We start from the raw sequence: 13,376 nt of genomic DNA on the forward strand, positions 1-13,376 counted from the left end.
GGGATGCCATTAATTCAGATGCACTTGATGCTAAGATTCTTAATTCAAATTTCGTGCTAAGGCTTAGAGACGATGGTAAAGTCTCTCTTTAGCCTCCACTGCCATTGACTTAAGGGTTTCGTCATTTCCGCGAAAGCGGAAATCCATTTCTATAGAGGCATTGTGCCTCCATCAACATGGGGCCCCGCGCTTTTGCGAGGACGACTACCAGAAGTTCCTTAAGTCAATGGCAGTGCTCCTTAGCCCTAACGACCGAGACTGGATCTAATAAAACTCTTATCCCTAACAGACGTTAACCCACCAATGGTTTGATTTTTTTCAAAAAACGAAATTTATCACTTAACGCATAGTCATCACTCTATGAGCCACGGAAGTTGGTTCAGCGAGAGCATAAAAAAGGGTGCCGCTAAAGAAGTCTTCCAAATTTTGTTGGGTAAGGGAGCCACCACATAAATTCATTACGTTAGTGAAAGCCACAATCTGGAGTGGTCTTAAAAGTTCTACGAATAATTTACCTAAGCCTGTTTTGGGGTGTCGTTTTCCTATTTCGTCTACCAAAGTAATAAGATCTTCCTTCTCAAGCTTATCACGCCCCTTCATCATTCTTTGTATCATATTCTTTATCAATTTTTCATGGGCATTGTTGTTAAATTTAGAGGGATTCTGATTAAAAAGAGCTGTATGAGAGACAGGATGTGTTAAGTTATGAACCTTTTCAATAGGAGGCTCTAATTTTTGGGTGCCTAGGATACCTCCACCTATAACCAGAGCAGTATTTAAATAAGCAGAGAGTGTACCAAATCCTAAATCTTTAAATCCTTGTACGACATTCATGAAGTTTAATGTGGATGTATTCTCAGAGTCAAAAAAACTGACATGACGCATCAGACCTGTTCTTTGGTCGAGTTTCTCTTTGAAATAAGTTTGAATGGCTTCGCGATATTCTTGCGGATGGATTTGAGCTTGCTTGTGCAAATATTTTGCCAAATTCTCTTCTGATTTCATATTTTTCAACGCAATGCGAAAAATATCGGGTAAAAAATCTGATTTTTTTTCCGAAGAAAATGTTTCTGCTTCTAAATTTGGCTTAACTGGAACGCCGAAAAAACTTAAAATGCCTGCCATAACTTTATACTCCTCTGTATTACCTTTGGTTTTTGTTGGTTCGATATTTATTTAAATTCATCAAAATGTCTATTCATGTAACATAACATAATGAATATGTATTTGTATATTTTTAACCCATAAAAAATACTTGAGATCTTAAATCTTGACGGTAAAAGGCAACAAATTAAGCTTTTTTACTGAGCATATAAATTATAAAGGTAAGTGATAAGAAGTTTAGAAAAACATACCTGGGATTGCTAAGCTCACCCAGGCTTTAGCGGTTTATTGTAACTTTACTTTTATGGACGATAAAATTTTAGGATCTGCTTGAATGATTTCGACGCATTCACCTCGCATGGCTTGTAATATCTGTTTTAAAATTAGAAATTGCTCGCTTAATTGAAAATATATATTTTCAGAATGTTTTCCCTCTAATTCTCCAACGGTCAAATAGGCTGCTTGTCCCATCTCAGAAAAATACTCAAGACTCACATGCCTTCTTTTGGCAATTCCTGGAAAAAGGCCGCAAAATAATAAACTTTTATCACCCACATCGCGTAGTAATTCCATTTGCAATGTTCGCGGTCTATGCATAGACTCTAGAAAGTCGAGTGCAACTATGGATTCAATTAATTTAGGTCCTTGAGAAAAACGCATTAGTAAAAATACCAGATAACTTTCAGTGTTTTCGCTCAAAATAAGCTGGGTCGCAGCTTGGGCCTCATTAACTAATGCATGCCATTGGCTAATGTCAGTGGGATGTAAAATTAGCTTTCTCATAATTACTCCCTATTTTTAACCCCTCATTCTTATTTTAGCAGCTAAAAAATAATTAGGAGGTTATAGCAGAGAGAGTTAGGAATTATTTGAGTAAAATCATGCATTAGCTTTTGGGAATTTAGCCTTGTAGGCGCGTTATTTATTGATTCAAGCATGAAGCGTAGTTTGCTGTACTAAAATACAAGAATCAGATAGGTTTTAGAGTCCTATTGAGGTATAATGTCAAATCTATGTACAAGTACTTGCTTTTTCCATCAAAGGTTATTTTATGATTGATCAAATTCGCAACATTGCCATTATCGCACATGTTGACCACGGTAAAACTACACTAGTTGATAAGCTGCTGCAACAAACTGGAACATTAAATGAGAGAGCCCCTAAAGTTGAACGGGTAATGGATTCTAATGCCTTGGAAAAGGAACGAGGGATTACTATTCTTGCAAAAAATACCTGTGTTTATTGGAAAAACCATCAAATTAATATTGTTGATACCCCAGGACATGCTGATTTCGGCGGTGAAGTTGAGCGTATTTTATCCATGGTTGATAGTGTATTATTGCTAGTTGATGCAGTAGATGGTCCTATGCCACAGACACGTTTTGTGACGCAAAAAGCGTTCGCACGTGGATTGAATCCTATTGTGGTCATTAATAAAATTGACCGTCCAGGAGCAAGACCTCATTGGGTTATGGATCAAGTTTTTGATTTGTTTGACAATCTGGGCGCGACAGATGCGCAATTGGATTTTCCTGTTGTTTATACTTCTGCCTTAAATGGCTATGCGAAGCTGCATTTGGAAGATGAAGCTTCGGATATGAGTGCTTTATTGCAAACAATTATTGAAAAAGTTGAACCACCTAAAGTAGATGCTAATGGTCCTTTCCAAATGCAAATCAGTTCTTTAGATTATTCATCCTATGTAGGTACTATTGGTATAGGTCGAATCACCCGTGGACAAATTAAAGCAAAATCTGCGGTAAAAATTATTGATAAGGATGGCAATATTCGTTCGGGTCGGTTGCTGCAATTGCTAGGGTTTAAAGGCCTTGAGCGTATCGAAGTTGAGGAAGCAAATGCAGGAAATATCATTGCAATTACAGGAATTGAGGGACTTAAGATTTCTGATACGATTTGTGATCTGAATGTTGTTGAGGCATTGCCGGTGCTTTCGGTTGATGAACCAACAATCAGTATGACTTTCCAGGTAAATGACTCACCTTTTGCAGGTCAAGAAGGAAAGTTTGTGACTTCACGAAAAATTCGTGAGCGTCTGGAAACAGAGTTGTTGCATAATGTTGCCTTACGTGTTGAAGATTGTGATGATCCTGATAAATTCAGAGTTTCTGGTCGCGGTGAATTACATTTATCCATTCTTATTGAGACCATGCGGCGCGAAGGTTATGAGTTAGCTATATGTAAACCTGAAGTGATTATTCGAGAAGTTGACGGAGAGCAACAAGAGCCTTACGAGCATCTCACTGTAGACGTAGAAGAAAATCACCAAGGTTCTATTATGGAAAAATTAGGTGAACGCCGTGGTGAGTTACAAAACATGGTACCGGATGGAAAAGGACGTGTACGCCTCGATTATATGATTCCTACTCGGGGTCTTATTGGATTTCATAATGAATTTTTATCGTCTACCTCAGGTACGGGTTTAATGTATCATGTTTATGATCATTACGGGCCAGCGATTAAAGGACGCATTGGCAAACGAACCAATGGTGTCTTAATTGCCAATTGCCAAGGTATGGCACGCGCTTTTGCTCTGTTTAATTTACAAGAACGCGGACGATTATTTGTTGAACCTCAAACAGTATGTTATGAAGGAATGATTGTAGGAATTCATTCCCGCGACAATGATTTAGTGGTAAATGTAACCAAAGAAAAACAATTAACGAATATCCGTGCTTCGGGCTCTGACGAAAATATTATCTTGACGCCTGCAGTGAAATTAACTTTAGAGCAAGCATTGGAATTTATAGATGATGATGAGTTGGTAGAAGTGACTCCTGATTCCATTCGCATAAGAAAAAAATCATTGAAAGAACATGAACGAAAAAAAGCATCAAGAACAGCAAATAGTGAAGAATAATATCTCATTTAAACGGATTATTTTGTTTGCGCGTCAGCACCGTGCGAATCAAGGTGTCAGTGAGAGCTTATATCGTTTAATTGACTTTCTGAAAAAGCAGAATGTGGAAATCTATCAAGATATTGATACGGCTACAGGCTTTGGTGTGGAATTACCCATATTAGCCCGAGAGAATATGGGAGAAGAACAGGATTTAATTATTGTTATTGGTGGTGATGGAAGCTTGCTTTCAGCCGCCCGTATGGCCATTAAGGTCGATACGCCAGTCATTGGTATCAACAGAGGGCGTCTGGGCTTTCTTACTGATATTTTACCCAATGAGCTTGAAACCCAATTAAGTGCTGTTTTAGCAGGACATTATAAGGAAGAAAAACGTTTTCTATTACATACACGTATTTACGATGAAGATCATGTTTATTTTGAAGGGGATGCGCTTAATGATGTTGTTTTAGGGCGTGGTAAGGAAACCCACCTCATTGAATTTTCAGTATATGTGAATCAACAATTAGTGAGCCATTATCGTTCTGATGGCATGATTTTATCAACTCCTACAGGATCTACTGCCTATGCCTTATCTGCAGGAGGTCCAATTATGCATCCGCAACTCAATGCTATTGTTCTTGTTCCTATGTTTTCTCATAGCTTGAGTTCTCGTCCTATAGTCATTGATGGCGAGGCGCAAATTGAGCTGCATATCAGTCAATTTAACGAAACTGATTTACGCGTCAGTTGTGATGGCCATGAGTCTCGAATGGTAAAACCTGAACAAAAAGTGGCTATTCAAAAAAACAGCCACCATTTACGTTTGCTCCACCCTCTTGATTACCATTATTATGATACATTACGATCGAAACTTGGTTGGGAATCCAAACATCAAGGATAGAATATGCTAACAACTTTGTGCATCAAACAATTTGCAATTGTGCATCATTTGGAGTTAGATTTTACGCAGGGAATGACTGCATTTACAGGTGAGACTGGTGCGGGGAAATCCATTATGATCGATGCTTTGATGCTCGCTTTAGGAGAGAGGGCAGATGCTTCAGTGATTCGTCCTGGCCAAGAAAAATGTGATATCACAGCCGGTTTTTTTGTGAGCTACGATTCTGAACCAGCGCAGTGGCTTGCGGAGCATGATATCCCTTGTGATGATGGTGACATTTATTTGCGTCGCGTTATTTATGCTGAGGGACGTTCTAAATCATATATTAATGGGCAACCTTTTCCTTTGCAAAAAGTTAAAGAGTTAAGTGAAAAATTAGTACATATTCACGGACAACATCAGCATCAAGCTTTGATGCAGCATGCTACACATCGCCAGCAGCTGGATCAATATGGCAAGAATCAGGCTTTGCTTGAAGAAGTAGCCCAACTTTACAAACAATGTCAAAAGCTTCAACACGAAATAGAAATTTTGCAAAGCCGTGAGCTGCAAATAGATAAAATCGAACTCCTGCAATTCCAAATCGAAGAGTTATCGGCATTAAACCTTCATGAAAGCGAAATTGAAACCTTATACCAAGAGCATCAGATGTTACATCATGCCAAAGAATATTTACAAAATTGTCAGCAAATTCATGGACTATTAAATGCCGATGATGAACCCAATATTTGTACGAGCCTAAACCAGGTTTTACATTTGCTTAGCCAATTACCTCAAGAACAAACCCAAATCAAAAATGCCCAAGAGTTGATTAACGGTGCTTTAATTCAATGTGAAGAAGCAATTGATGAAATGCAGCAATTTTCTGAACGCATTTATTTAGATCCTGAACGTTTGCATGAAATAGAAACGCGAATGAGCAGCATACATCAACTTGCCCGTAAATATCATGTGGATAGTAGTCAGTTACATACTCATGTTCAACATTTGCAAAGTGAGCTTGAAAATTTACATAATAACGAGCGTCAATTGGCTCAATTACACTCACAGCTGCACCGATTGCTTCATGCCTATGAAATCTCTGCTTTAAAATTGAGAGAGGTAAGACAAAAACAAGCTCAAAAGCTGGCACAAGAAATTACTTTAAGTATCCAACAACTGGGCATGCCTAAGGGGCAAGTAGAAATTGCAATAACTCCGCTGGAAAAAATGCAGGCACATGGGATGGATAAGGTTGAATATAAAGTTTGTACCAACCCTGGTATGGAGCTTGATTCACTCAGTAAAATTGCTTCTGGTGGAGAACTTTCTCGAATTGGCTTGTCCATTCAAATGATTACGGCCCAACAAGGCACAACGCCCACTTTATTATTTGATGAGGTGGATGTCGGGATTGGTGGTGCAACAGCTGCTTTGGTAGGACAAATGCTTCGTAAATTGGGTGAGCGATTGCAAGTTATTTGTGTTACGCATCAACCCCAAGTTGCTGCTGCTGCGCATAATCATTTTATGGTGGAAAAACAAAGTGACCATAAAGAAACATTCACCCATATTAGCTTACTGCAAGAGGCTGAAAAAATTGATGAAATTGCACGTATGCTTGGTGGACTAAAAATTACAGAACAAACACGTTCCCATGCTCAAGAGTTATTAATGCAAAGTAATTAACTTACTGTAATCGTTGACGGATACCGTCTACTTGTTTCCCTATGGCATCAACGGTTATTTTTTCGGTTTATGTCTGATATTGCTATTATAAAAAACAAAAATAGATCACTTTGGTGTACAATCGCCCCGTCAATATTTAAAGTGCTCAATAAGGCCTATAAAGTAGCACCATGAAAATATAATAACCTAATCAGACTATCATAGCGAGAAAACTATCCCATGCAAGCACGATTTACTATTCCAAAAGACTCTGTGATACAACTTCAGGAACTGATGTTGCACTGTTTACGCCAGAATAAGATGCACGACTCATTGTGTGAATTACAAGATTCACAGAACCTTGCATTCGGTTATTCACCTTCAAACAATGATTTATTGAATCAACCCAAGCTGTCGTTTTCAATTCTGTTAACAAAATGGGATGAGCTTTTACTGAATAAGAAGCTCAATGAGCAAATTCATGATGAACCAAAGATGGCGTCTCATGTACGTACAGTGAATCACAAGGCCATTTCTTTATTAGCAGGTACCATGACTAGAATGGTAAATGCAGCCTATTCAGAGTTTGCTAAAACTGTCAATGCACGCTTAAATCAAGGTGAATCCATTCAAGCGATTACCAAAGAGTTAGTACAGTTATCCAGTTATCAAAGTGAGTATATTCGTAATGAGCTCTTAAAACGACTGGATACGGCTTCTTGTCGATTATTATTTGAACGCTTCGTGTTACTCGCAAAACAGCTGACTGAAATGGGGAATTATTTTAGTGCACAAGCAGTGTACCAAGCGTTTGTTTATTCAGACATCCAAAAAATATTTGATAAGAAAGACTGGAGTGGACTTTCTCCACAGATAAAAATCATATTGCACTACCTGGAGTCATTATATGGCCCTGGTGAAGCAAGCCGAAACAATCTTGCTTGGTTGTTAGAACAACCCAATCCCTTTAAATTACCAGTGATTAATCGTATTACTACTAAGTTTGAACTGACAATTGCAGGTAGAGATGAAAATTTAAAATTAAAAAAAATTCGTCTTGAAGAGCAGTTGCATAATGTTCAGGGAATCAAAACAATTACTGAGAAGAATGAGGCTGAAACATCTAATGCAGATATTCAAACTCAAATTTCATCACTACAGAATGAACAGCAAGACTCGGTTTATGGAAAAATTGAAGACGGCATCACCCAAGGCCTGTATGCTGGTATTGCAAAAGAAATTGATGAAATTAATCTCCAACGTACCCAACTTAATTTGTCTCGAGTTCAATTTATAAATGAAGAGCTCAGATGCCATTTATCACTTTTTAATAATCAACATTTAGAGTTTTCTAAAACTTTAAAGCATGAAATCGTTAATGAAAACGTCAAATTTTATTTATTCAATCAAAAATTATTGGGTGATTTAAATCAAATCTTAAAAAACTGTGAGAATAAGCTACAGTTTATTTTGACCGACAAAAAAGGAAATGTTGAAGAGCAATGCAAAAAACTATTATGGGACAGTTATCAGCAATTAAAACTCATTGTTGAAGAGGGGGCTCTTTCAGCGCCCCAATACGTAGAAGTAGTTCGTAGGTTTTGTAAGGAATTTAAGCGAGCTTTGGCTCAGCAAGAGAATGCCTACTCATATCAAGATGGCTGCCAATCTCTGCTTGAAGAATTAAGTAGTTTAACGAATCAGATTAGTAACGGACAAAAACAATATGAACGCAATTTAATGCGTCGCTCCAAGAATCAGCGGTCTCACACGGACTTTTTTAATCGAATGGTTTTGGTAGATCATGTGCAGAATCAGCTGTATCTCTTGCCTGATAAATACTTAGAAAGTCTATTGGAATTGCAAGCCAATTGTCTCCATGAACTGAAACAATTGGATGATAAAAAACGTGATGCACAAAAAAGTACTACTTTTTTTGGTCAAAAACTTTTAAATGACATAGAGCGTCAGAGTAAAATATTTAAAAATTTATTAGCTTGCCTTGATCAAGTTATCCACATCCTCGTAAAGGCAATGGAACATGATGATATTAATAGATATTGCCATGCTGAAGTGAACCGTTTGATGGTGCAATTTTGCATTTGCGAGCAATCTTTAAGGTTACCAAAGAAAGAGTTATTTCAATTATTTTCTTTATTGCAGGGGGTGAGAGCATATCTTGATCAACAGACCCCAAATGAAGAATATAGGTATGCCAAAATGCATGTTGGTCTGGTTTTTGATGAAATGTTATCCCATGCTCATGATTTACAGAGCAAAGACTCTAAAAGATTAAAATTTAGTCAAATGCGTGCCGTTTTGTTGACTTTGACTTCACCTGCTTGTGAAACGGTGCACACCAAAATTGAATATCTTGAGAACTTGTTATCTGCTCCTGTATCTGTTCCTGATCGAATTGAGAAAACGGTAAATAATACCTTATATCAGCTCTTTAATAAGTATTCTCTCCAGACGAAAACAAAAAAATCTAAATTTTTATCGCTACTTTTAAAGTATTATGACGCCTTGAAAAATTTACAGGAATTTGAACTGGATCAACATCAATCGCCAGAAATTTCTTCATCCACTACGGTTGTCTTCCGAGAGAAATAAAGAGATAGCGGGGCTTTAGGGCATCTAGGAGGTGTGGAGAGTAGTTTGCTCATCTCTACTTGTTGCAAATAGAGATGAGGGTGAAGCACATTATTAAAGAATTTATACCATGGCGTTAACGCGCTCAGGTAATTGTTCAACAAACTCTTGGGTTGCTGTTTTTTCGTCTTTAGAGAGGGAAAATAGTCGGTGTTGATTATAAACAGGATTATTTTGGGCATCAGTCAGGATGTTTTTGAGTGAATTACCATTAGACGTTGTTGCCCGAACTTTTTCTTTCAGCTCATGAAGGGCGCTGTTTTTATCCTTCGCTAATTCAGTACCAATTTTGACTTGATTTAAATGTTTTCGTGAATATTTCTCAATTAAGAAAGCAGTATGTTCTACCTCCCATGCTTGGGAAGGACGTTTGGCGTCTGTAGGTAGTTCTACTGTTACCTCTTTTTTTATTCCTTGTTGTTTATCCCATGCGCGGGCAAAAGTAAGTACTTCTTTTTTATCAGATCCTGAGTTGAATTGACTGGCCAAATAATCCCAACCTGCAGCCAGAGCGTATAAAGGTGAGGCGATGATTTTTAGAAGACGCGTAGGAATATCGGTATTAGACTCATTTTCTGCTTCTCCTGCCAAACGCTCTTCCAATAACGTTGCTGTTTTCTTAGCAGCCTGCGACGATTTCTCTTCATGGCCTGCAAAATAGTGAGCATCTTCAAAACCTTCACTGATAATCCCTACCAATGCGGATACAATTTGTGGCACGCCAGGCATACGATCGGAAGTTACGGCGATACTGACTAGATGCCCTAAAAAGAGCAGAATTCGTAACGGAGTCAAGGTCAGTTTTAAAAGAAGGCGAAATGGGTTGAAAATCTGGAACCAATTTTCTGTATCGCGAACATGAGAGAGGTTTTCAGTCACTGACTCATAAACACTGCGAAATATGTTTTTATTCGAGCGAGTTGCCTCATCCACCATTTCTAGAGATTCAGCAGTATTTTGGATGTTAAAGAATATAGCAGATAATCCTGTAATAATTGGATTAATCACGCCCATAATAAAGCTGGGCATCTTTTTCATCCATTCAAATAACGGACGTGCATTACTCGCTATAGTCCACCAAGTTCCTGCAGTACAAATCGTAAGCGCAACCGCTAAACCTGCCAAAAATACGGCCATAGATGCCATAAATACATTACGAACCGTTAAGCCTTGGCTCAAATCATGGCGAAGTTTTTGATACCATTTATTAATGGTATCGTTGTTAATCAGATCGGTGATGGTGTTATAGGTCAACATTCCATAGGCAGCTCCGGCAATGACCGACATGGGAACGATTATGAATGGCCATAATGCAAAGGGAATAGCGGCAAACAAAGGAATCACGCTAAATGCTTCAACGATGAGATAAGTACTACCTAACCCCATAAAAATTGCAGCAAGAGCACTAAAGCCTTTAACATAATTAAACGTAGATTGACGCTTCTCCAGGCGTGCTTGCCATTCGTTTTGCCCATGTTCCGCAAGCCATTTTCTTAACTCAAGCTCATACGCAGAAGGCTTTTCTTCATTTGGCAAATCTTTGGAAACAAAAAGCTGTAACGCAAACCATTTTTCCATGTCTGCTAAAGTTTTTTCGATTTGCTCTTTTTGCCTTTGACTTGCCTTATCAAGTTGTTTGTGATGAAACAGGTTAAGAAGTTGCAGTTGTTTCTCATAATCCTTGAAAAACTGAGGGCAATTTGGATCATCCGTATTCTCGGGAAAATTTTGTAATAGATACTCCTTTGCTAAATGATTTTCTAAGTAATTACTTTTAAATAATTTTTTAAAGGCACCTTTAATATTTTGCAAATAAATTTCACCTTCATAAGCGACTGAGAGGCCAAAAGTGGCAAATGCTAATGACAAAGCGGGAATCAATGCATACATTCCACCAAAACTTAAAAAACCAAGGATTAAACTAGCACCCGTTGTAAGAAGTGTTAGAAGCAGATAATAGGGAATTTTTTTTATAGGAAAAATTTTTTTATTGATTGCCATATATTTGTTCATTCAGTGGATTAGGGGCCCCACTTTATCCTAAATGAAAATGATTATCAATAGCAAACAGATCAAAAAAAGAGCATGTGCTCATTGTTTGTTGTAACACAACTTTAATTAAGCAGTAGATCCCAGTGTAGAATTTAGGTAAAGTAAATGGCCACGAGTTAATCTCGTTTTAAAATTAATTTAATTTAGGAGTAGAAATGCGTTTGAATCAATGGATGACCTATATCGCAGCGGGTTCGATGTTTGCGAGTGCGAATGTTTTGGCAGCGAATGCTATTCACGAGCAAGTGCAAGTATCTCAATGTCTGGCTGCAAAAATTACTACTCCCTATAAGGTTTTGGCAGAAAATAAGGATTTTAAAATCATTGATATTTCCTTAACTGATTTGGATGCTCTAAGTCATTTAGCAGATCAAAACCAATGTGGGCGATTTGTCAATGTGAGCCATAAAATTGAAGGCTCGCAAATTGCGCTAAAAAAACAATCAGCGCAAAGACTGTTACAGCAAAAGACAGTGAAAGCAAAACCTCTAAGTGATGTTGCTTATGAGATTAAACACCAAAAGGAAGTTAATGAAGAGTTAAAAAATATAGTACCTGATAATATTTGGCACACTCTATCTCAATTAACTTCATTTCATGATCGTTCAGCAACTAAAGATACAGGCGTATTAGCTGCTAATTGGTTAAAAGACACATTTGAACAGATGGTCACTGCAAGTGGTCGCACGGATACCGCAACTTTCTTTGTGAAAACAGGTCGGTATAAACAACCTTCCTTAGTAACTGTTATTGGTAAAGACATTAAAGCACCTGCGGTAGTGATTGGGGCGCATATGGACACGCTTGATGGTGATGGAAGATATTTGCCTATGCCAGGAGCGGGGGATGATGGTAGTGGCTCATCATCGAATATGGAAATGGCACGCGTATTGTTGAATTCTAAAATAGCATTTAAGCGACCCATTTATATTATTTGGTATGCTGCAGAAGAACGCGGTTTAGTCGGCTCTCAGTATGTAGTTGATCATTTTAAATCTAAATCTATCCCGGTAAAAGCAGCAATCCAATTTGATATGACTGGCTACCGCGTAGATCCTAAAGATCCGACTATGTGGGTATTTACTGATTACACCGATAGGAACTTAAGTAAATTTGTCGCTCAATTAATTAAGACTTATGTACAAGTTCCAGTTGATTATTCAGAATGTGGTTATGGATGTAGTGATCATGCGTCATGGCATGAAATGGGGGTTCCAGCAGCATTCCCATGCGAGTCTAATTTTGAAGATCATAATCCTTACATTCATTCTTCTGCTGATACAATGGAAAAATTAAGCCTAGAACATATGACTAATTTTTCTAAATTGGCTTTAGCCTTTGCTATCGAAATGGCTTCAGAGTAATTGTCAATGCCCCAATTGGGGCATTTTATTTTTTGGCGTATCATGTAAATCTTTCTGCACTAGTTCTCCCAGCCGGCGTCCTCGCGGTTTGTTCCTGATCATAACTTAGTGTGAGTATTGTTATTAAGATAAGCGAACGAGGATTTACTTCGACCCCTTCGGGCAGAGGAAGCGCATCAGCGCCGTCTCGAAGCCTTGGCAGTACTTTCGCACTCGATACCAAGGCTTCGAGACGGCATAAATGCCTCCTCAGCCTGAACGGGTTGAGACAGAGGTGGATGTAAACCGATACTTTATCTGAAATTCACACACACTCAACGTTAGTTATGGATAAGCGAACGAGGATTTACTTCGACCCCTTCGGGCTGAGGAGGCGCACCAGCGCCGTCTCGAAGCCTTGGCAGGTACTTTCGAATTCGATACCAAGGCTTCGAGATGGCATAAATGCCTCCTCAGCCTGAACGGGTTGAGACAGAGGTTGGATGTAAACCGATACTTTATCTGAAACTCACACACACTCAACGTCAGTTATGGATAAGCGAACGAGTGATTACTTCGATCCGTTCGGGCTGAGGAGGCGCACCAGCGCCGTCTCGAAGCCTTGGCAGGTACTTTCGAATTCGATACCAAGGCTTCGAGACGGCATAAATGCCTCCTCAGCCTGAACGGGTTGAGACAGAGGTTGGATGTAAACCGATACTTTATCTGAAACTCACACACACTCAACGTTAGTTATGGATAAGCGAACGAGAATTTACTTCGATCCGTTCGGGCTGAGGAGGCGCATCAGCGCCGT

Annotated in this window: 8 protein-coding genes; 5 read left to right on the top strand and 3 right to left on the bottom strand. The window is 38.6% G+C overall.

Annotated features, from left to right (window positions below; genetic code table 11):
- Positions 1 to 339: 339 nt before the first annotated feature.
- Positions 340 to 1,125, bottom strand: coding sequence for a caleosin family protein (locus tag DYH34_RS01200; RefSeq protein ID WP_058464024.1), 786 nt, complete (start codon positions 1,123 to 1,125; stop codon positions 340 to 342).
- Positions 1,126 to 1,389: 264 nt separating this feature from the next.
- Positions 1,390 to 1,887: a hypothetical protein gene (locus tag DYH34_RS01205; protein WP_058464023.1), complete on the bottom strand. Its 498-nt coding sequence runs from the start codon at positions 1,885 to 1,887 to the stop codon at positions 1,390 to 1,392.
- 268 nt (positions 1,888 to 2,155) lie between these two features.
- Between DYH34_RS01205 and typA the strand changes: the two genes are divergently transcribed.
- The 4 genes from typA (at position 2,156) to DYH34_RS18275 (ending at position 9,125) form a co-directional block, all read left to right on the top strand.
- Positions 2,156 to 3,982, top strand: a complete 1,827-nt coding sequence (typA, locus tag DYH34_RS01210) for a translational GTPase TypA (protein ID WP_058464022.1) — start codon at positions 2,156 to 2,158, stop codon at positions 3,980 to 3,982.
- Positions 3,939 to 4,865, top strand: coding sequence for an NAD(+) kinase (locus DYH34_RS01215; RefSeq protein WP_058464021.1), 927 nt, complete (start codon positions 3,939 to 3,941; stop codon positions 4,863 to 4,865). Before typA ends, DYH34_RS01215 begins: the two co-directional genes overlap by 44 nt.
- A gap of 3 nt (positions 4,866 to 4,868) precedes the next feature.
- Positions 4,869 to 6,533: a DNA repair protein RecN gene (gene recN, locus DYH34_RS01220; protein WP_058464020.1), complete on the top strand. Its 1,665-nt coding sequence runs from the start codon at positions 4,869 to 4,871 to the stop codon at positions 6,531 to 6,533.
- A gap of 219 nt (positions 6,534 to 6,752) precedes the next feature.
- A complete protein-coding gene (locus DYH34_RS18275; protein ID WP_238589434.1) occupies positions 6,753 to 9,125 on the top strand; it encodes a RasGEF domain-containing protein in 2,373 nt (790 codons plus the stop codon).
- A gap of 102 nt (positions 9,126 to 9,227) precedes the next feature.
- Here DYH34_RS18275 and iroT read toward each other — a convergent pair whose 3' ends face one another.
- Positions 9,228 to 11,165 (bottom strand): T4SS effector ferrous iron transporter IroT/MavN, encoded by a 1,938-nt coding sequence (iroT, locus tag DYH34_RS01235; protein WP_058464325.1) that lies wholly within the window; start codon positions 11,163 to 11,165, stop codon positions 9,228 to 9,230.
- A gap of 206 nt (positions 11,166 to 11,371) precedes the next feature.
- On the opposite strand from iroT, the gene lapA reads away from it, so the two are divergent.
- Complete coding sequence (gene lapA / locus DYH34_RS01240) at positions 11,372 to 12,580, top strand: aminopeptidase LapA (RefSeq protein ID WP_058464019.1); 1,209 nt, start codon at positions 11,372 to 11,374, stop codon at positions 12,578 to 12,580.
- The last annotated feature ends 796 nt before the right edge of the window (positions 12,581 to 13,376 follow it).

This window comes from Legionella cincinnatiensis, assembly GCF_900452415.1.
Lineage (GTDB): Bacteria > Pseudomonadota > Gammaproteobacteria > Legionellales > Legionellaceae > Legionella > Legionella cincinnatiensis.

Excerpts from the sequence above, each read along its gene's own strand:
- DYH34_RS01200 (WP_058464024.1), bottom strand. The coding sequence starts at position 1,125 with ATGGCAGGCATTTTAAGTTTTTTCGGCGTTCCAGTTAAGCCAAATTTA.
- DYH34_RS01205 (WP_058464023.1), bottom strand. The coding sequence starts at position 1,887 with ATGAGAAAGCTAATTTTACATCCCACTGACATTAGCCAATGGCATGCA.
- typA (WP_058464022.1), top strand. The coding sequence starts at position 2,156 with ATGATTGATCAAATTCGCAACATTGCCATTATCGCACATGTTGACCAC.
- DYH34_RS01215 (WP_058464021.1), top strand. The coding sequence starts at position 3,939 with ATGAACGAAAAAAAGCATCAAGAACAGCAAATAGTGAAGAATAATATC.
- recN (WP_058464020.1), top strand. The coding sequence starts at position 4,869 with ATGCTAACAACTTTGTGCATCAAACAATTTGCAATTGTGCATCATTTG.
- DYH34_RS18275 (WP_238589434.1), top strand. The coding sequence starts at position 6,753 with ATGCAAGCACGATTTACTATTCCAAAAGACTCTGTGATACAACTTCAG.
- iroT (WP_058464325.1), bottom strand. The coding sequence starts at position 11,165 with ATGGCAATCAATAAAAAAATTTTTCCTATAAAAAAAATTCCCTATTAT.
- lapA (WP_058464019.1), top strand. The coding sequence starts at position 11,372 with ATGCGTTTGAATCAATGGATGACCTATATCGCAGCGGGTTCGATGTTT.